17 protein-coding genes are annotated in these 18835 nt (G+C 57.2%); 7 read left to right on the top strand and 10 right to left on the bottom strand.

Annotated features, from left to right (window positions below; translation table 11 throughout):
- The first annotated feature begins 52 nt into the window (after positions 1 to 52).
- Complete coding sequence (locus tag G536_RS0116550; protein WP_022824715.1) at positions 53 to 547, top strand: hypothetical protein; 495 nt, start codon at positions 53 to 55, stop codon at positions 545 to 547.
- A gap of 19 nt (positions 548 to 566) precedes the next feature.
- Here G536_RS0116550 and G536_RS0116545 read toward each other — a convergent pair whose 3' ends face one another.
- On the bottom strand, positions 567 to 1751 hold the full coding sequence (locus G536_RS0116545; protein WP_022824714.1) for a THUMP domain-containing class I SAM-dependent RNA methyltransferase: 1185 nt from the start codon (positions 1749 to 1751) through the stop codon (positions 567 to 569).
- A 170-nt stretch (positions 1752 to 1921) separates the two neighbouring features.
- Here G536_RS0116545 and G536_RS0116540 point away from each other — a divergent pair, with 170 nt between their 5' ends.
- The 4 genes from G536_RS0116540 to murB all read left to right on the top strand — a co-directional run bounded on the left by G536_RS0116540 (position 1922) and on the right by murB (position 7600).
- Positions 1922 to 2947 carry a hypothetical protein gene (locus tag G536_RS0116540; RefSeq protein ID WP_157530693.1) on the top strand — a complete coding sequence of 342 codons (1026 nt, stop codon included), beginning with the start codon at positions 1922 to 1924 and terminating at the stop codon, positions 2945 to 2947.
- A gap of 399 nt (positions 2948 to 3346) precedes the next feature.
- A complete protein-coding gene (locus G536_RS0116535; protein ID WP_022824712.1) occupies positions 3347 to 4750 on the top strand; it encodes a thrombospondin type-1 domain-containing protein in 1404 nt (467 codons plus the stop codon).
- 294 nt (positions 4751 to 5044) lie between these two features.
- Positions 5045 to 6466, top strand: coding sequence for a sugar MFS transporter (locus tag G536_RS0116530; protein ID WP_026880288.1), 1422 nt, complete (start codon positions 5045 to 5047; stop codon positions 6464 to 6466).
- 120 nt (positions 6467 to 6586) lie between these two features.
- A complete protein-coding gene (gene murB / locus G536_RS0116525) occupies positions 6587 to 7600 on the top strand; it encodes a UDP-N-acetylmuramate dehydrogenase (protein WP_033370372.1) in 1014 nt (337 codons plus the stop codon).
- Between the two features lie 170 nt (positions 7601 to 7770).
- On the opposite strand, the gene G536_RS0116520 is transcribed toward murB, so the two are convergent.
- The 6 genes from G536_RS0116520 to G536_RS32900 form a co-directional block, all read right to left on the bottom strand.
- On the bottom strand, positions 7771 to 8160 hold the full coding sequence (locus G536_RS0116520; RefSeq protein ID WP_022824711.1) for a hypothetical protein: 390 nt from the start codon (positions 8158 to 8160) through the stop codon (positions 7771 to 7773).
- A 204-nt stretch (positions 8161 to 8364) separates the two neighbouring features.
- On the bottom strand, positions 8365 to 9321 hold the full coding sequence (gene rlmF, locus G536_RS28400; RefSeq protein ID WP_022824710.1) for a 23S rRNA (adenine(1618)-N(6))-methyltransferase RlmF: 957 nt from the start codon (positions 9319 to 9321) through the stop codon (positions 8365 to 8367).
- Positions 9322 to 9362: 41 nt separating this feature from the next.
- Complete coding sequence (locus G536_RS28395; RefSeq protein WP_071837742.1) at positions 9363 to 10007, bottom strand: Pr6Pr family membrane protein; 645 nt, start codon at positions 10005 to 10007, stop codon at positions 9363 to 9365.
- Positions 10008 to 10149: 142 nt separating this feature from the next.
- Positions 10150 to 12567, bottom strand: coding sequence for an endonuclease MutS2 (locus G536_RS0116505; protein ID WP_022824708.1), 2418 nt, complete (start codon positions 12565 to 12567; stop codon positions 10150 to 10152).
- 136 nt (positions 12568 to 12703) lie between these two features.
- Entirely contained in the window at positions 12704 to 13462 is a 759-nt protein-coding gene (locus G536_RS0116500; protein ID WP_022824707.1) for a TIGR02757 family protein, read from the bottom strand.
- A gap of 127 nt (positions 13463 to 13589) precedes the next feature.
- The gene (locus tag G536_RS32900) at positions 13590 to 14567 is read right to left on the bottom strand and encodes a LysM peptidoglycan-binding domain-containing protein (protein WP_022824706.1); all 978 of its coding nucleotides are present in this window, start codon (positions 14565 to 14567) and stop codon (positions 13590 to 13592) included.
- Between the two features lie 211 nt (positions 14568 to 14778).
- Here G536_RS32900 and kdsB point away from each other — a divergent pair, with 211 nt between their 5' ends.
- Positions 14779 to 15528, top strand: coding sequence for a 3-deoxy-manno-octulosonate cytidylyltransferase (gene kdsB / locus G536_RS0116490; protein ID WP_022824705.1), 750 nt, complete (start codon positions 14779 to 14781; stop codon positions 15526 to 15528).
- Positions 15529 to 15530: 2 nt separating this feature from the next.
- Here the strand turns inward: kdsB and G536_RS0116485 are convergent, their stop codons facing one another.
- Positions 15531 to 15875, bottom strand: coding sequence for a translation initiation factor (locus tag G536_RS0116485; protein ID WP_022824704.1), 345 nt, complete (start codon positions 15873 to 15875; stop codon positions 15531 to 15533).
- 117 nt (positions 15876 to 15992) lie between these two features.
- Entirely contained in the window at positions 15993 to 16949 is a 957-nt protein-coding gene (locus G536_RS28385; protein ID WP_084708664.1) for a diacylglycerol/lipid kinase family protein, read from the bottom strand.
- Positions 16950 to 17127: 178 nt separating this feature from the next.
- Here G536_RS28385 and G536_RS0116475 point away from each other — a divergent pair, with 178 nt between their 5' ends.
- A complete protein-coding gene (locus G536_RS0116475; protein WP_022824703.1) occupies positions 17128 to 17748 on the top strand; it encodes a thiamine phosphate synthase in 621 nt (206 codons plus the stop codon).
- On the opposite strand, the gene moeB is transcribed toward G536_RS0116475, so the two are convergent.
- Positions 17734 to 18789 (bottom strand): molybdopterin-synthase adenylyltransferase MoeB, encoded by a 1056-nt coding sequence (gene moeB / locus G536_RS0116470; protein ID WP_022824702.1) that lies wholly within the window; start codon positions 18787 to 18789, stop codon positions 17734 to 17736. The genes G536_RS0116475 and moeB overlap by 15 nt on opposite strands.
- Positions 18790 to 18835 lie beyond the last annotated feature (46 nt).

The following is an 18835-nucleotide window of genomic DNA, read 5'->3' as shown; positions in this document are numbered from 1 at the left end:
TTGTCAGATAAATAGCCACATGAAAACTCGCTTTTTTAGGTTCACTCCTTCTATGCTCCTTGCTTTAGGCCTCTGCATTGCCTACTGCACCTCTAACCCATCGGCCACAACTCATGTAGCGGCCCAGACAGTTGGTGCGCTGGGCCGCACTCCTCCAGACCATCCTGGCGGCAAGCGTCATACCAACCCAGGTGATAAGGCCGCGCTCAAAAATCTAACCAAGAACTATGCGGACATCCATTTTCCTGGTACCAAGCTACCCACTTACGAAGACCCTAAGCTATACTACCTCAACCGGGAAGTTATCGACTCGATTCTAAAGCAACCGGGTTGTATCGGGTTGCGCATCTACCCAGCATATGCCAGCAAGACCCCTCCTTACAAGCCGCGGTTCATCATAGTAGGAGTGGAAAAAGGCCCAGGAGCTTCGGGCAAGCTCAAGGACATGGATGGCACATACGTTAAAACAAATATGGTTCAGCGGCAATGCACGGTAGTAGAAACCGATGATAGGTGCCCTGATAACTGCGACGGCACTTCTTTTTAGCTCCACTACACCTCACATACTACTCCACTGATTTGGCCCGGCGGCTGCCCTGGTACAGCTCATATTTCAGCAGGCGGCAATCAATGGGGCCGTTGAAGAGTGGAATGCGGCGCGAGGCTTTGAGGCCCACCCGCTTGGCTGCTTCCAGGTTGCCGGTGAAGATGTAGGCATCGTAGCCCGGAAAGCCGGATTTGAGCGTGTCGCCGATGGTTTTGTAGAGGGCATCCATCTCCGTTTCCTCCCCGATTCGCTCACCATAGGGCGGGTTCATCATCACGATACCAGGCTCGCCTTTGGGCGCGGCGGCGTCCTTCACGTCGCGCACGGCGAGGCGCACGAAATCCTCCAGGCCCGCCGCCGATACGTTTTCGCGAGCCAAGTCGATGTACTCGGGCGAAATATCCGACCCGACGATGAGGGCCTGGGGCTCATCGAGGCGGGCTTGCTCGGCGTCGAGGCGCACGGAATCCCACAGGGCTTGGTCGAAATCGGGCCAGTTCTCGAAGCTAAACTTGCCTTGGTGGTAGAGGCCGGGCGCAATCCGCTGGCTGATGAGGGCGGCTTCGGTGAGGATGGTGCCCGAGCCACACATGGGGTCCACGAGGGTTTTGCGGCCGTCCCAATCGGCGAGCAGCAGGATGCCAGCGGCCAAGATTTCGTTGAGCGGGGCCACGTTGGTTTGCTGGCGATAGCCGCGCCGGTGCAGCGACTCGCCGCTGGAATCGAGGCTCAGTACCACCTCATTCTCAATCATGTGCAGGTGCAGCCGGATATCGGGATTCTTCACGTCCACGCTGGGCCGCTCACCGGTGCGGTTCCGGAACTGGTCTACAATGGCATCTTTGGTGAGCTGGGCCACGAACAGGGAGTGCTCCAGATTGGACCGGTTCACGACGGCCGTAATGGCAAACGTCTGGTCGGGGCGGATGTAGTCGGCCCAGTTGATGCGGCCGGTTTCGCGGTAGAGCGTTTTCTCGTCGGGGGCGTAGAAGCCAGCGAAGGGCCGCAGGATGCGGATGGCGGTGCGGCACCAGAGGTTGGCTTCGTAGCAGAGCTGCATGTCGCCGCTGAACTCCACGGCCCGCTGGCCCACTTTTTCGATGGTGGCCCCGAGGTCGTGCAGCTCTTCGGCCAGCACTTCTTCCAGGCCAAACTGGGTGGTGGCGGTCATGTAGAACGGGGCGGAGCGGCGAGAGTGAGCCATGCGGGGGCAGTAGTGAGGTGAAGCCGCAAAGGTCGGCAGAACTTCCGGGAAGCCGGCTCTGCTGTGGGGAGCAGGCTTCGTTGCCAGGTGAAAGTTCACGCAAGCACCCCGGCGGCCACAACCTAGCCACCCGCAAGGCCGTGTTAAGCTACTCCTCCCTATTCGTCGTTATGCCCCGCAGCTCTTTTCTCTTCGACCCCAACAAAAATTCCCTGTTCTACCTGATTCTGTTCCTGAGTTTGATAGTACTTGGACTGACCGCTGCAGACGCGGTGAGTGGACACTATTCAATTATTGGCAGCGTCGCTTCGTTTCTGGGCTTGTTCGTGGCTTTCCAAAGCTGGAAAGCCGCCGACGACGCCTCCCGTAACGCCGATAAGGCGCTGCACCAGATGCAGAAAATGGCGCAGGAAACCCGCCACCTGGTGGAGAGAAGCAACGCGGTGGAAGAGCAGATCAAGAGTGCCGTTACCACCATCAGCGACGCCACTCGGGAGTTGTACAAGGGCTTTCAGCCCATTATGATGGAAGTGCGGAAGTTTCTGGTTGAAGCCGAAAACAGCGAATATCTGGCAATAATGACCGATTCGGCCGCTATTGGCACGTTTTACGCCCGCCACCACCAGCCGCCCCTCAACCAACGGGAGCTGAGTGCCCTCACCAACCAGATCCACGACCTGTTGCTGGAGCGCGCCCGCGACGCCCGGGAGTTCTACCTGGCCACCCTGGCCGCCGACGAAACGCCCGAAGCTTTCCCGCCTACCCAAGACCAGAATGGCCTGTTTCATCACTACGTGCAGGGCGTATGGCAGCAGTTTCACCCCGAGGCGCCCATCACGGCCGAAACCTGGGACGAGCACCGCGCACAACACCTGGCCACGCTTCATCAGCTGCAAGAAACCTTTGCAAGCCTCTCCGAGCACCGTGAGCAAAAAGCAGCTGGTCTGCCGCTGCACCGTACGTTGCCCGTACTCCCGCTGCAACTTTTCATTCGCTTCAACGCCGAGAGCCACGAGCCATTTCGGGCCCTGGTCGTGTTCCTGGGCCAGTATAACCTCGACCGGGTAGCCGACGCCCGCGCCATGCAAACCACCGACCCGGAACTGGTCCGCACCTTCATTAGCATGTTCGAGAGCCTCACCAGCCTCGACGACGCCCCCGCATATCAGGCGCTGCGCAAGCAGTTTCCGCTGTAAATCAAAGCAACAACACGCACACAAACTACTCTGGTTACTCTACTTTTTATCCTGCCAGTCCACTACGTACGAGTGTGGCAGTAGTGCAGAACGGAGCGGCGCGAGTGGGCCAAGCGGGGCAGTAGTGAGGTGAAGCCGCAAAGGTCGGGAATGTTGGCGGGCTATGCGTAGGTAACTTCTTTCGCCCCGGTAGTAGCGCCAAAAAAATAATATTTAATATATATAATTTATTATCTTGCTGCCGCTGGTAGTTGCGGCAATCCGGCTACCATTGGCATGCTTCCCGAAGGTTTGTTGCGCACATAGCGCCGCTTCCCGAAGCTCACGAGCACGCTGACCTTCGGGAATACAAATGTTGGTGGCAATTTTGCAAAAGCCACTTTGATAACATAGCAACTCATGAAAAAGATAATTTTGATTTTCGCAATCTTATTTCAAGTAACAATTGCATTTGGACAAAATAGCAAAGACTGGGGCCCATGGACAACTTGCGCTTGTTTTAAGGGTTTGCAATTTAGAATTCGTGTACTGAGTGATAAACCTTCAAAATATGGAGTATCAAGATATATTCAATTTAGAAACAATTACAATAAGAGAATTGCTTTCAGTTATGTGGCAAAAAGTACTATCGAGGAAATTAGAGAGTACGCTTCGGTAAACGGAGGGCAGTATAGAAATGAAATGAAGCCAAATACAACAGACGATGGTCTGATGTGGGTTTCTGTCAAGAATCCCGATGCGCTGAGAGTTATGGTGGGGTATGTGAGGTTTTTAGATGAAAATGAGGTAGATGGTTCAGGCCCTTTCCGAGGATGTGATGATAGAACGTTAGATGTTTGCGGACTTTGCAAAATAAAGCCAAAATACAACTGTGACAATTTTGATAAAACAAAAACGGTTACCAAACAGCCACTAAACGAACAAAACAATAACAGGACTGTTGAAGAATTAGAAAATATTATTGTTAATAATTTAAAACAAAATCTTATGTCTGGCAGTTTTTATGATTTTATTAAATCAGATAACTCTACTATATTTAAGTTTATGGTACAAAATCTCCCTAATAAAGGTTGGGGTCAAATGGAGCCACACAATTTATATGTCCATATTGATGATAGCGAAGATGTTATATATACAGGGTACTTGTTTGGAGAAAAGTTTATAAACTTAAAACCAGAAAAAAGAAACAGCCAAGGAAAATACCTGTTGTTTTTTGCAGATAGGGATAAATCACTAAACCCTGGTCTTTTCTTATATGACTTTGGTGCAAATGATGAAAATTTCATTGCGCTTCAAAATGCAATTAATGAATTAAATGCATTTTACAAGCAAAGCGGACATTCGCAAACCAGCCGTGTAGTTAGCAGCAATGTGCAAAAGGAGGGAGGCGCAATACAAAGTGAAAAGTCCGATTTTAAAAGCAGTAATACTGTTAGCAATAAACCTTTAAAGACAGAAATATCTGATGAAGAAGGACAAAAGATAATTTCATCAACGGCTAATAAGGATTTATCTGTGGCAGCCGTCAATCTTACCAACATTTTTTCTTCTCTTGGGTATAAGCATATTAAAACAGCATCAGGTATTGACCATGTTAACCCTAATACCGTTACGATTAAGTTTGAAGATGATTTTACAATACATCTAGTTACTGATAATAGCACTAATGGAGACAGTTTTATTTTATACGTTTGGGGCAATAGGGATAAATTATTTGAACAACTCAAACCAATCTTACCTTACATTAAATTGTCTACAGATTCTAATTATATTTATATCTATGGACATAAGATTATAAAATAAAACTGCCACCAACATTGGGTTTTGTGCAAGTTGGGCAGACGGAATAACAATGAGCTTTTGTAATTCTGTTCAGCTATTGTTCGGGCAGGACGTACATTGCTGAACTTTTGTACTTAACTTCAACCTTATATTTTCAAGCGGCAGTGGTTCTGGGCAGACGGAATTCTAATACCCAACCTGCACAAAGCCCTGCCCGTTAGCGGCAACCATACATACTAATAAAACAGCCATAACAATTCTCCCTCTTAGCTGGCCCAAAGGCCAGCTTTTCTTTTTCCTGCCTATTTTGCCGGTATGGCTACTCCTCTAACCACCTCCCCTCCCCCCGCTACCACCGCTCCGGCCCGCAGCTACGCGCTGCCCATGGTGGCCATGACGGCCCTGTTCTTCCTGTTCGGGGCGGTTACTAACTTCAACGATGTGCTCATGCCCTACCTCAAGGACGTGTGCCAACTCACGGACTTGCAGTCGTCGGCGGTGCAATCGGCGTTTTTCGGGGCGTACTTCCTGATGTCGCTGCCGGCGGGCTGGGTGCTGAAGCGGCTGGGGTATCAGCGCGGCATTGTGGCGGGGCTGCTCATTATGGCGGTGGGGGCGCTGCTGTTCGTGCCGGCCGCCAACACTCGGGAGTTCGGGCTGTTCCTGACGGCGCTGGCGGTGCTGGGCGCGGGTATTACGCTGCTGCAAGTGGCCGCCAACCCCTACGTGAGCGTGCTGGGGCCAGCCCGGTCGGCGGCGGCGCGGGTGAGCATTGTGGGCGTGGCCAACAACTTCGGGGGCGCGTTGTCGCCGCTGGTGGGCGGGCTGGTGCTGTTTGGCGGCTCGGTGGCCCTCAAGGCCCGGCTGGCGGCGCTGCCATTGGCCCAGCGGCTCGGCGAAGAATCGCAGCTGGTGAAGGCGCCGTATTTGGGGCTGGCGGCGTTTCTGGTGGTGCTGGCGGGGCTGTTCTTTTTCGTGGTGAAGCTGCCGGAAATCGAGAGCCTGCCCGTGGAGGAAGAAACCCGCGGCGCAGAGTGGGACGAGGAAGGCCACCTGCGAATCGTGCGCCGCACCAGCGCCCTACAATTCCCCCACCTAGCACTCGGCATCGTGGCTATTTTCGTGTACGTGGGCGTGGAAGTTGGGCTGGGCTCGTTCCTCATTCGCTACGGCGAAGCCCAGGGGATTCAGCAGCTTTCCGCCTTCACCCAAAGCTTGGTGCGCGGCCTGAACGTGGCTACCAACTACGCCATTACGCTGTTCGGGCAAAGCCCCGCCCCTATTGATACTTCGGCGGGCTTCACGAAAGCCGTGGGTGCGGTGCTGGTGTCATCGTACTGGTTTGGGTCGTTGGTGGGGCGCGTCATCGGGATTCCGCTGCTGCTCAAGTTCCACAACCGGGCTTTGCTTGTAGCAGTGTGCGCGGCTGGCGTAACGCTGGTGGGCGCTTCCATCCTAAGCAGCGGCGAAACGGCGCTGTGGCTGATTGTACTGTGCGGCCTGATGAACTCCATTATGTGGCCGGTTATCTTCCCGCTGGCTATTACCGGCCTCGGGCGCTTCACCAAGCAAGGCTCGTCGTACCTGGTCATGGCCATTGTGGGCGGCGCCATCATCCCGCCGCTCATGGGCTGGCTGGCAACCCACGGCGGCGGGCTCCGGGTGGCTTTCACCGTGCCTATGTTGTGCTACGCATATCTGTTGTATTACTCGCTGAGCGGTTACCGGGTGCGGTAGTCTTTATTTAAGCTGCTGGCTAATGGCTGGTGGCTTTGCCTGGCAATCCCTCTTTCAACAAAACCAACAGCCAATAGCCTTTTTCTAGGGGTAAGGTTCCGTGTGGCTTATCTTTGCCGTATGCTCGAACACAACGTTTCTCTTCGCCCTTACCACACTTTTGGCATTGAAGTTAAAGCCCGGCTATTCGCCCGCTTCCAGTCGGTAGACGAGTTGCGGGCGCTGCTGGCGCTGCCCGAAGTGCAGCAGGCTGAGCAGTTGATTCTGGGCAGTGGCTCCAACCTATTGTTCACCAAAGACTTCGACGGCGTGGTGCTGAAAAACGAAATCCGGGGGCTGGAAATCATCAGCCAGGATGAGGATACGGCGCTGGTGCGGGCCGGGGCCGGCGAGAGTTGGCACGGCATGGTGCAGTACGCGCTAGACCAGGATTTGAGCGGCATTGAGAACCTGTCGTTGATACCGGGTACGGTGGGCGCGGCGCCGTTGCAGAACATTGGGGCCTATGGAGCGGAGCTGAAAGACACGTTTGAGGAACTGGAGGCGCTGGAAACGGCTACCGGCCGGCTGCGCACGTTTTCGATGGAAGAGTGCGGGTTTGGCTACCGCGAAAGTGTGTTCAAAGGCCCACTCAAAAACCAGTACATCGTGACTAGCGTGGTGCTGCGGTTGCACCGCCGAGCCCAGCCCAACGTTAGCTACGGCGCCATCCAAACCACCCTGCAAGACCTCGGCATTGAGGGCGACCCGACGCCGCGCCATGTGAGCGAGGCCGTGGTGCACATCCGGCGCAGCAAACTCCCCGACCCTGCCGAAATCGGCAACGCGGGCTCGTTCTTCAAAAATCCGGAAGTCTCGCAGCATAAGTTCGACGAGCTGAAAGCTCAATACCCCGAGGTGCCCGGCTACCCCGTACCCGGCGGCGTGAAAGTGCCCGCCGCCTGGCTGATCGAGCAAAGCGGCTGGAAAGGCCACCGCCGCGGCCCCCACGGCGTGCACGACCGGCAGGCGCTGGTGCTCGTCAACCACGGCGGCGCGCAAGGCCAGGACATCCGGGATTTAGCCTATGAAATCATTGCCTCGGTGCGCGAAAAGTTCGGTATTGAGCTCCACCCCGAGGTGAACATTATGTAGAAGTGCATTCTGGCGGGGTTTCTTCTCAGCCAGAGCGAAATAAGCCTACAGAAAAGCGCCACGCCCGTTTCCAATGGGGTGGCGCTTTTTGGCTTCTAGCCTAATCTTCCTTAACAGATTTTCAACTTATTAGTCGGTAGCAATACCGTTGAAAAGCTGGGTAAGAAGAACTACGGAATCATATAACTAATAGTGTTAAACATATCGTGGCCGGTGATAGTACGGGTGGCAACTGGAACGCCATCGAGCTTGATGGTGCAGGTAAGCGTTGCGGGGTCTTCGTCGCTGATGAAGAAGGCACCTACACTGACCACATCGAGGTGTTTCATGGTGCGCTTAAATGAGTAGGTTTTGGGCAACTGCACCTTCTTCTCCGTAACCACCCCACCATTGGCAATGCGGTAATCTACCTGCACCTCCGCTGAGTTGAGCGCTGAAACCTCGTACTCCACTGCGTATTCTTTGGCTTCTGGCTCCGGAGCGGGGTCGTTTTCAGTGGATTTTACGCAACTGCCCAACAGCAAAGGGGCTACCAACAGGGCGAGAAAATACTTTTTCATTGGACGGGATAATAAGCGGGAAAGGATAGGAAAGTAGGATCCCGCCCGAGTAGTTGCAGCAATGCGCACAGCTACCCGACCGGGCATAGCAAAGTGATCCGGCTAGCAGAAATAGTTGTATCGAGGATAAAATAACTTCAAGCCTCCGCCAACCCGCCCAAACAGAACCGGCAGCCCTATACAAAGTGGGCAGGAACGGGTGCGCTACTCGCTCCTGGGTGGCACGGGAGCTTCGCGCGGCTGCCACCGCCGCGCCCGCCACGCCTGTTGCTGCGCCTCGTCTTGGAACGTCCAAGCGACCAGGCGGCTCACTTTCTGGCCCTGGCTCATCGGGATGGTTTGCACATCGAGGGCGCCGGCTTGCTTGAGGAAATGGTAGGCGCTAGGCAGGGTTTCCTTTTTCGAGATAAGCGACGTGAACCACAGCACCCGCGAGGCCAGTGGCACGCTTTGTTCTACCATGAGGCGCACGAAAGCCTCTTCGCCCCCTTCGTACCACAACTCGGTGTTTTTGCCCCCAAAGTTTGGCGAAGGCTCAAGTACCTGATTGTGCCCAAGGTTGCGGTTTTTGCGCTGGTTGCTGGCCGCTGCTTCCGCCGCCGAAGCATGAAACGGCGGGTTGCACACCGTCAGGTCGAACTCTTCCCGCGGCTTCACAATCCCCTCGAAAATATCGGTAGCGTGGGGTTGCAGCCGCAGGTCGATGCGGCCGGTTAGTGGCGGGTTGGCGGCCACCATGTGCTTGGCCACCCGAATAGCTACCGGGTCGATATCGGCTCCTACAAAGCGCCAGTTGTATTCCTGCGTTCCGATGATGGGGTACACGCAGTTCGCGCCCACCCCAATATCAAGCACATGCACGGCTTTTCCCCGGGGTGCTACTCCGCCGTTTACCGTGGCCAGCAGGTCGGCGGCGTAGTGGATGTAGTCGGCGCGGCCCGGAACGGGCGGGCACAGGTAGCCGGCCGGAATATCCCAGTGTTGCACGCCGTAGAACTGCTTCAGCAGCGCCTTATTGAGGGCCTTCACGGCGGCCGGATCGGCGAAATCTACGGTTTCTTCGCCGGTGGGCGTATGCGTCAGAAAGGACGTTAGCTCGGGGTTGGCCGCGGTAAGCAGCGGGAAATCGTAGCGGGTGGCGAAGCGGTTGCGTGGGTGCAAGAGGGAGGAAAAAAGAAGTGAGAGTGGTAACTGATCTACTATTACGCCGAAGCTGCCCCTTTACGATGACGCCAATTCGCTACCGAAGCCAGCAGCAGAGACAGGCCCAGAATTACCAGCAGCACCAGTAAACTGTTCACCAGCACCTGCTGATACCCTAGCGCCCCTGCATCCACGAACGGATAGGGGTAGAAGTGCGCCACCATGCCATGCAGCAGGGTGTAAGCCAGGTAGGCGGCCGGGTATAGCAGCCAGTAAGGCAACGTGCGTACCGGCACTGGTTTGGTTGAGATAAACCAAAGCCAGTAGCCCAGCGTGTACAAAGGTACGAGCCCGTGAATGATGTTGTCGGCCACCCGCCCCCATTCGTTTAACGGCACCAGGCCGCGTAGCACCGTTTGGTACACCACCCCAACCACCAAAATGTACACGGTAACAGCCGTACCAACTTCTGGCCGCGCTCCAAATTGCCCCAATCGTGAGGATGGGGCCAGGGCACACACCAAAAAATACACCGTTACCAGCAAGTTGGTAAGAATGGTGAAGTAGCTGAAAAAGCGGATTATCGTTTCTATTGCCGGCAACTGCCGCGCAGTAAATGCCAGATAAAACTGCAAGGCTATACCCGTTACCCCCAGCAAAGCCCCAGCTAAAGCCGACACCGCAACTCTATCCAACCTACTCATACGCAAACTTTTAAGGTGCGTGGCAAGCTAAGCAGTCTTTAAAGCAAGTGAATCCGAGGGCTACAAACAAAGCGGCTCCTCCATCTGCCGAAGCAGAATGGAGGAGCCGCTACCATGGTCATTTTATAGATTATTGGATGCGTTACTTCAGTATTGCCACCGTCGCGCCGTCGCCGCCCCGGTCGGCGTGCTCGTCGGCGACGCTGGCTACTTGGCGGGTGCGGTGCAGGTAGTCGCGCACCACTTGGCGGAGTACGCCGTTGCCGCGGCCGTGCAGAAACTTGATTTCCGGCACGCCCAGCATCACGGCATCATCCACGTAGGCCATTATCTTGTTGAGGGCATCTTCGGCCCGCTCGCCGCGCAAATCCAGCGTGGGGTTGAAGTTCGACATCTTGCCAGTGGTGTCGAAGCCCGAATACTGGGCCGGGGCTTTGCGGGCCGCTTCCTTCTCCCGCTCCCGAATTTCGGTGCGCGTCAGCTTTTCCAGCTGGTTGACCTTGACGATGGTTTTCATGCCGCCAAAGCTCACCTCGGCCGTTTTGCCTTTCACGCTCATTAGCTCGCCGTAGCCTTCCTGCCCAATCAGCGCCACTTTGTCGCCGAGTTTCAGGGAGCCAGCTTCGGCTAGTTCGCGGGTACCTTTCGGCTTCGGCGGCTCGATTTGCAGCTTCTCGCGCACAAACGTATCCAGCTTGCCGCGGGCTTCCTTGGTGCGTTCCTTGTCGGCTTGGCCCAACCGGATTTCCTGGATAGTGGCCTCAATCTGCTGGTTGGTGTCCTTGAGCAGCGCTTTGGCTTTCTGCTTGGCGTCGCGCAGCACGTCGAGCGTGGTTTCGTCGAGGTACTTCTTGAGGTCCTGGTACTCTTGAGCGGCTTTTTTGAGGCGGCGCTCCTGCTTCGCAGCTTCGGCGGTACGGGCTTCGAGGTCGGTTTTTTCCTTCTCCAAGCCTTCCAGCAGCCGGTCGTAGCGGATTTTGTCTTTACCAACCAGTTGGGTGGCGCGCTCCACAATCTGCTTGGGCAGACCGATTTTGCGGGCAATTTCGATGGCAAACGATGAGCCCGGCTTGCCCACTTCCAGGCGGTAGAGCGGCTGCAACTGCTCGGGGTCGTAGCGCATGGCCCCGTTCACGATGCCGGGCGTGCGCTCGGCGTAATTCTTGAGGTTGGTGTAGTGCGTGGTTACCACCCCGAAGCTGCGGGCCCGGTTCAGCTGTTCCAAAATGGCTTCGGCAATGGCTCCGCCCAAGCTCGGCTCGGTACCCGTCCCGAATTCGTCAATCAGAATCAGGCTGCGTTTGTTGGCCAAAGTCACGAACTGCTTCATGCTGAGCAGGTGCGAGGAATACGTACTCAGGTCGTTTTCCAAGCTCTGCTCGTCGCCGATATCGAGGAAGATGTCGTCGAACATACCGGCCTCGGAATTCTCACCGGCCGGAATCAGCAGACCGCATTGCAGCATGTACTGCACCAGCCCTACCGTCTTCATAGCCACCGACTTACCCCCGGCATTCGGCCCCGAAATCAGCAGAATGCGCTGCTCGTAGTTCAGCTCCACATCGAGCGGCACCACTTTGCGCGGGTCGTCTTTGGCGTGCTTCTGAAACGTGAGGTACAGCAACGGGTGCCGCACCTGTTTCCAGCGCACCAGCGGCCGGGCGCTAAGCACCGGCAAGGTAGCTTCCAGCTGTAACGCCAGCCGCGCCTTGGCCCGGATGAAATCCAGCAGCCCCAGGTACTGATACGCTTTGCGCAAGTCCGGAATGTGCGGGCGCAGTTGATCCGTCAGGGCCGTCAGAATCCGAATCAGCTCACGCTGGTAGGCGTTTTCCAGGTCCTTGATGTCGTTGTTCAGCTCGAATACCGCTTCCGGCTCGATGTAGACCGTCTGGCCCGACGCGGATTCATCGTGAATCAGGCCTTTTACGCGGCGCTTGTGCTCGGCAATAATGGGCAGTACCAAACGGCCACCCCGGATGGTGGGCTCGGCGTCGCCGGGTATCCAGCCCTCGTTTTTGGCGTGACGCAGGATACCGGCAATCTGCTTGCGCAGCTGCACCTGACGGGCAATCAACTCCTGCCGAATCTGGCTCAGCAGCGGTGAGGCGTTGTCGCGCACGGCGCCTTCGTCGTCCACTACCTTATCGAGGGCAGCCAGCAGGTTGCGGTCCACTTGCACGCCAATGCCCAGCAGGCGCAACGTGGGATACATTTCCTCTTCGGCCTGGGTGAAGAAGTTCAGCGCCTGCCGGATGGTGCGCAAGCTCATCTTCACGGCGAAGAAAGCAGCCACATCCAGGTAAGCGCCGGGCAGGCTAGCCCGCACCAGTTGCGAGTTTACGTCGTGGTAGTGCTGGCTCGGAAAATCGGCGCCGCTGTGCAGCAGGCCGCGGAATTCGTCTGTTTGAAGCAGGAGCTTTTCCAACTGGTCGTGCTTGGTCTGGAAGCTCATCTTGGCCACAAACTGGCGGCCCAACGCACTCAGACACATCGAATCCAGCATTTCGCGCAGCTGCGCGAAGCCAATTTTTTGCTCGAAATTATTAGGAAGAATCAAATCAGGTAGTCGGTAATGGGTAGTTGGTACTCGGGTTGGAATGTAAATATAAACAGTCTGGGAGGCGAGAAAGATTCAGCGGAGTTAATAAATGATGTTGCTTTATAACCGTTGTTCCAGTCATTCAGACCTACCACTACATCTCGCCTTCCACGCCCAGCCCAAACAGCGCGAAGTCGTACTTCACAGGGTCCTGGGGGTCGAAGGTGCGCAGGTGGGCGGTGAGGTCCTCGGCGGCCAGCCAGTCCACTTGCTTGCGGTCCAGTAGGCCCAGGCGGCGGGCCACGCGCTCCACGTGCACGTCGCAAGGACAAATTAACTCACTCATCGGCAGACGGTTCCACAGGCCAAAGTCCACGCCTTGGTCGTCTTTGCGGACCATCCAGCGCAGGTACATGTTCACGCGCTTGCACGCCGAGCCGCGGGCCGGGGTAGCCACGTGCTTGCGGGTGCGCTGCGGGGCATCTTCGAGGCTGAAGAACAGGTTGTGAAAGTTTTCCAGCCGCTCTTTTTGGGTGCTGCCCAGCAGAAAACCGTCCTCCAGCGTGTCGTGGCCGGAATAAAACCAGCGGAGCCAGTGCACGAAATACAGCAGGTCGGTGTCGCAGAAGGTGCGGTGGCAGAAGCCCAGCAAGCGCTTTAGGTCCTCGTCTTGGTGCTGGGTAATGAACTGGTAAGGCGCGTCGTCCATGCGGCGCATCAGCTCATGGCACTTGCTGATGATGGTGGGCCGCCGCCCCCAAGCCAGCAGGGCCGCAAACAGCCCGCTGATTTCCACGTCCTGCCGGAGCGTGAAGCGGTGCGGAATCTGGATGGGGTCGTTGAGAATAAACGCCGGCTGGTTGTAGCGGATATAATTTTCCTCTAGTACAGTCCGGACTTGGGCTTGATTCATGGTTTCAGAAACATTTGACCGTCATGCAGAGGCGCAGCCGATGCATCTCGCGGGCTGATGTAGCAGGTTACTACACTAGCGAGATGCTTCGGCTGCGCCTCTGCATGACGACCGTTTTTATTCTCGTTTACGGTACGTAGCTGGTTTCCACCCGGAAGCGGGCGTCGGGGGTGGCCAGGCGCTGCACGGCGCGGGGCGAGAGGCGCACCAGGATATTGTTGTTTTCGCCAGTGTTGGGCAGCACGCCGATTACGCGCACGTACACCGACTGGCCGTTCATGATGTTGCGTACTTGCATGATGGTACCCACGGTGGCCGTTTTATGCAGCGCCAAGTACTTATCGGTGCTGCTGTTTGGGATGCTGGTAGCCAAGCCGCTTTCCGTTACCCGGCGCACGATTTCACTGGCCCGTTCGGGGGCCCGCTCCTCTTCCTTGGCGGGTTCTGGGGCCGGAACGGCAGCTTCCTGTGGCTTCTCTACGGGCTCGGGGCGGGGGGCGGTACGCACTGGCGCCGGAGTAGGCGCGGGCTGCGTTGGGGCCGGTGTGGCAGCTACTACTGGTTCCCGCGTAGCAGGGGCAGCAGGTGTTTCGCGGCGGGCAGGCGGGGTACCAGCCGCCACAATCATGGTCTGGCCGAGGCGGACGTTGTAGCTAGTGGATACCCCGTTGAGCTGGGCTAGAGCCTGGGGCGTGGTGCCATACTGGCGAGCAATGGAAAACAACGTCTGGCCAGCCACTACTTTGTGCAGGCGGTTGCCGCGGGCATCGGTGGGCAGGCGGCTGGCGGCGCTGGACGTAGCCGCGGCTTTGGGAGCGGTGGGCGTGTTCATCACGGCCCGCTGGCGCGGCACTAGCACAATTTGGCCGGTGGTGAGGGCACCTTTCTGGCCGGCATTGGCCTCCACGATTTGGTCAACGGGCACTTTGTAGCGGCGCGACAAGCCGTAGAGCGTTTCGCCGGGCGCCACGCGGTGCTTGATGAGGACTTTATTGTTGCGGTACTCCACCCCGATTGAGTCGGGAGGAGCTACGAAGCGCGGAGCGGCCAGAGCCGAGAAACCAGAGAAAACAAGCGCAACGGATAGCAACGAGAATCGGAACATAAGAGGAAACGGGCCGCAGCCAATGGAAAGCAAAAAACCAGATAAGCACCGCAGTAAACGCAGTGGGTAAGACCTGCCTGCACAAAGTCTGCCGAAAGTTACGGATTCAGGCGTTGCGGTGAGTGGAAAATAGGACTGCGGAAGTTTTTTATTGCTTGTTTTGTTGCCGGTTTCCTGTGGATTCCCCTCTCACCTACGCTCCCCGTCCCGCATGCTCGCCATTGGCATTATTCCCGCCCGCTATAGTTCCACCCGCTTGCCCGGCAAGCCGCTCGTCGATTTAGGCGGCAAATCCATGATTCAGCGCGTGGTGGAACAGGCCCGCCAATCCAGTCTGAGTCGCGTGGTGGTAGCCACCGACGACGAGCGAATTCAGCAGCACGTACTTGGCTTTGGCGGTGAAGCCGTGCTTACGTCGTCCGACCACCCAAGCGGCACCGACCGGGTGCGGGAGGCCTACGAGCAGCTAGGCGTACAAGCCAACTGCATCATCAACATCCAAGGCGACGAGCCGTTCATTCACCCCGCGCAGATTGACGCACTGGTGGCCCTCTTCGACCGCGCCGACCCGCCCCAACTGGCTACGCTGGTGAAGGCCGTGGTGAGCGACGAAGAACTGTTCAGCCCCCACTTGCCCAAAGTAGTGCTCGACACGCAGGGCTACGCCATGTATTTCAGCCGCCACCCCCTGCCCTATCAGCGCCAGTTCCCCTCGGCCGACTGGCTGCTGCACCACCGCTACCTGCGCCACATCGGCCTCTACGCCTACCGCCCCGACGTGCTGCGCGAAATCACGCAGCTGGCTCCCTCGCCGCTGGAGCTTTCCGAGAGCTTGGAGCAACTCCGGTGGCTGGAAAACGGCTACCGCATCCTCACCGCCGAAACCGAACTGGCCACCCTCGGCATCGACACGCCCGAGGATGTGGAGCGGGCATTAATGCAGTTGAAGGTTATAAACTGACTTCAGCCGCCGGCTTTCTTGGCTTTATATTTCTGTTCGAGCAGCACGGCTAGCACTTTGTCGCGGAAGTCGCCCTGAATGAGGATTTCGCCGTCTTTGGCGTTGCCGCCCACGCCGCACTTGGTTTTTAGCAGCTTGCCGAGAGCCTGCAAGTCCGCATCCTGCCCTACGAAGCCGGTAACGAGCGTTACTTGCTTGCCGCCACGGGCTTTCTTATCGAGTTGGACGCGCAGGTTTTGCTGCTGCGGGGGCAGCGTGGAGGCTTCCTGCTCGCCGTTGTTCTGGTATTTAAAATCGGGGTTAGTGGAGTACACCACGCCTTCCCGGCGGTTTTTATCGGCTTTCATGCGGTGATTTAGTGATTTAGTGACTGAGTGATTCAGTGATTCAGTGAATTTGACGTTCCAATAGCCAAAGCTAACAGAACGTCAAATTCACTGAATCACTCAGTCACTAAATCACCGTTATACCGCCACTTCTAGGGCCAGCGGCTCTAGGCGGGCTTCGAAGGCGGTGGCGTCTTCCACGTAGTCGCCATCAATATGGAAGCCGAGCGGGGTAGTTGACTGCACCAGAATATGTTGGGAGGTATGGTACACGGCCTGGCCCGAGGTGGCGAGGGTGCCTAGCGCCAGCCCTACCCCCACCCGCACCGCGCGGGTCAATGAGAGGCCATCAATGAGACATACATCCAATAAGCCATCCTGAATATCGGCGCGGGGAGCAATGTAGGCGTTGTTGCCGTACTGGGCAGCATTAGCAAAGGCCAGCACGTAGCAATGGGTGTCGAATAGTTCCTGGCCTTGTAGGGTCACTTGTACCGGCACGGGCCGGAAGCGGCGGTACTCGCGTAGCGCCACTTTCACGTAGGTACTCAGGCCGCGGGTGCCCGCTTTGGCGAACATCTTACTTACGTGCGCATCGAAGCCCAGCCCGGCCGTGCAGAAGAACGGCCGCCCGTTGAGGTAGCCCACATCAATGCGCTGGAAGGTAGGGGCGCACACTCGGCGCACGGCGCCTGGCACATCCAGCGGCAGCTTCAGGTGCCGGGCCAAGCCGTTGCCGGAGCCGCGCGGCACCACTCCCAGAGCTGCTGCCGTGCCTAGCAAGCCCCGCGCTACTTCGTTTACCGTGCCATCACCGCCCACCGCCACTACCACCCGAAACCCGTCGGCGGCCGCCTGCTGGGCCAGTTGCTCGGCGTGGCCGGCATACTCGGTCGGCCACACTACGAAGTCGGCACCAGCGGCGGTAGCGTAGCGCGTGAGCAGAGCGGGCACGTCCTGCGTGCGGTTGGTGCCGGATGTTGGGTTCAGGATAAAGCAGATGCGCACCGATGAAGAGAGTAACGGAGTGACTGGGTAGCTGCGCAAAGGTACGGCGTGCGGTACCACGAAGCGGTGCTTCGTTTCTGGCGGCATGAGCACTACGCTAATTCGACTTCGTAAGTATAGCAGGGCTTCAACAAGGCTGGATACTAGTCCTCCTATACCCAGTATTCAGCTGCTTGAAACTTTGTGTGGCTAGGCCGTGCGTTATGGCGCCGCACTTAGAGCAGCGTTACTTTAGCGCCGTGCTTACTTTACGCTGCGTTGCGTTATGCCGTTTACTCTCCTGGTTATCACCCAGCCTAAACAAGTAGCCACCGAGCCCAACTTGCTGGTTCGCCTGTTCGAGCACGGCTTGGCGGTGGCGCACTTGCGCAAGCCAGGCTGGACTATGGCGGAAATGGAGAGCTACTTGCAGCTGATTCCGCTGCAGTATCATGCGCGGCTGGTGGTGCATAGCCACTACGAGTTGGCCATGCGCTACAACCTAAAGGGTATTCATCTGACCGAGAAAAGCCGGCTGCAACCCCAAACGCCGGCCTTGCTACGCAAGCTATGGGGCCGGAGCGTTTCCACCTCGTTCCATAGCTTGGCCGAGGTGGCACGGCACCGCCGTCGTTACCAGTACGTTTTTCTGAGTCCCATCTTCGACAGCACCAGCAAAGCCGACTACCGCAGCAACTTCCGCTTGGAGGCGGTGCAACAAGCCATAAAGCAATGGCAATGCCGCGGCGGCTACGTCCCGCAAGTAGTAGCGCTTGGGGGCATAATGCCTGCCAACATTGCCCAAGTGCAGCAGGCTGACTTTGCCGGGGCGGCCGTGCTGGGCGGCATCTGGCAGCAACCCGACCCAGTAGCGGCGTTTCGCCAGCTACAATCAGAAATCCGCTAGCCCGTTTCGCAGCGAATACACCACCGGAAACCCCTGCTCCTGTAGCAAGCGCGCCGCCTGCCGGCTCCGACCGCCCGACTGGCAATGCACCACAATTGGCACGGTCGGCGCCAACGTATCCAAGTGCTGCGTCAGTTCGCCCAGCGGCAACAACCGTCCGCCAATGTTGTATTGCGCGTATTCGTGCGGCTCGCGCACATCCAGGAGCTGCAGTTGCTCACCGGCGGCTAGCTTCTGCTTCAAATCGGCGGCGGTGATTTCCTGGATACCTGTACCGCACAGTACCTCGTAGTCAACCAGTTGCTTGAGTTGCTGGTTAGCAGGTTGGGCTTCGAATTCGAAGCTCTCGAAGCTCAGATTTAGGCTATTCATCACCAGCAGCTTACCCGATGCCACTTCGCCTAAACCCAGCAGGATTTTCAGGGTTTCGTTGGCTTGGAGCGTCCCGATGATGCCGGGCAACACGCCCAGCACGCCGCTATCCGCGCAGTTGGGCATTTCGTCGGGGGCGGGAGGCTCGGGGTAGAGGCATCGGTACGTGGGGCCGCCCTGGTAGTTGAAGACGCTGAGCTGGCCCTCGAACCGGAAGATGGCGCCAAATACCAGCGGCTTGCCCAGCAGCACGCACGCATCATTGACGAGGTAACGAGTAGCGAAATTGTCGGAACAGTCTACTACCACGTCGTACGCGGGCAAGATATCCAGCGCGTTGGCGGCGGTTAGGCGCACGGCCTGGGCATGAAAGGCAACGTGCGGGTTCAAAGCCGCTAGCTTTTGCCGGGCCACGTCCACTTTGCGCTGGCCCACGTCGGCGGTGGCATAAAGCACTTGGCGCTGCAAGTTGCTTTCGGCTACGGTATCGGCATCAAGCAACCCGATGGTGCCCACGCCGGCCGCCGTCAGGTATTGGAGCACAGGGCAGCCTAGGCCGCCGCAACCCACCACCAGCACCGAGGCCTGGGCTAGCTTCTGCTGGCCGGACAGCCCAATTTCGGGCAGCGTGATGTGCCGGGAGTAGCGGTTTTGTTGGGCGCTGGTCATTAGTGAGTACAGTAGTAATTCATAAGCAGTTAGTAGCGGGAACCGA

Origin of the sequence: Hymenobacter norwichensis DSM 15439 (assembly GCF_000420705.1) — a bacterium.
Lineage (GTDB): Bacteria > Bacteroidota > Bacteroidia > Cytophagales > Hymenobacteraceae > Hymenobacter > Hymenobacter norwichensis.
The sequence above is the reverse complement of the archived record's forward strand: the minus strand, read 5'-3'. Positions and strand labels throughout refer to the sequence as shown.

Bases quoted from the DNA above. Each gene is read 5' to 3' on its own strand.
- G536_RS0116550 (WP_022824715.1), top strand. From the start codon at position 53: ATGCTCCTTGCTTTAGGCCTCTGCATTGCCTACTGCACCTCTAACCCA.
- G536_RS0116540 (WP_157530693.1), top strand. From the start codon at position 1,922: ATGCCCCGCAGCTCTTTTCTCTTCGACCCCAACAAAAATTCCCTGTTC.
- G536_RS0116535 (WP_022824712.1), top strand. From the start codon at position 3,347: ATGAAAAAGATAATTTTGATTTTCGCAATCTTATTTCAAGTAACAATT.
- G536_RS28385 (WP_084708664.1), bottom strand. From the start codon at position 16,949: ATGCCGCCAGAAACGAAGCACCGCTTCGTGGTACCGCACGCCGTACCT.
- G536_RS0116545 (WP_022824714.1), bottom strand. From the start codon at position 1,751: ATGGCTCACTCTCGCCGCTCCGCCCCGTTCTACATGACCGCCACCACC.
- murB (WP_033370372.1), top strand. From the start codon at position 6,587: ATGCTCGAACACAACGTTTCTCTTCGCCCTTACCACACTTTTGGCATT.
- G536_RS0116475 (WP_022824703.1), top strand. From the start codon at position 17,128: ATGCCGTTTACTCTCCTGGTTATCACCCAGCCTAAACAAGTAGCCACC.
- G536_RS28395 (WP_071837742.1), bottom strand. From the start codon at position 10,007: ATGAGTAGGTTGGATAGAGTTGCGGTGTCGGCTTTAGCTGGGGCTTTG.
- G536_RS0116520 (WP_022824711.1), bottom strand. From the start codon at position 8,160: ATGAAAAAGTATTTTCTCGCCCTGTTGGTAGCCCCTTTGCTGTTGGGC.
- G536_RS32900 (WP_022824706.1), bottom strand. From the start codon at position 14,567: ATGTTCCGATTCTCGTTGCTATCCGTTGCGCTTGTTTTCTCTGGTTTC.
- G536_RS0116485 (WP_022824704.1), bottom strand. From the start codon at position 15,875: ATGAAAGCCGATAAAAACCGCCGGGAAGGCGTGGTGTACTCCACTAAC.
- moeB (WP_022824702.1), bottom strand. From the start codon at position 18,789: ATGACCAGCGCCCAACAAAACCGCTACTCCCGGCACATCACGCTGCCC.
- kdsB (WP_022824705.1), top strand. From the start codon at position 14,779: ATGCTCGCCATTGGCATTATTCCCGCCCGCTATAGTTCCACCCGCTTG.
- G536_RS0116500 (WP_022824707.1), bottom strand. From the start codon at position 13,462: ATGAATCAAGCCCAAGTCCGGACTGTACTAGAGGAAAATTATATCCGC.
- G536_RS0116530 (WP_026880288.1), top strand. From the start codon at position 5,045: ATGGCTACTCCTCTAACCACCTCCCCTCCCCCCGCTACCACCGCTCCG.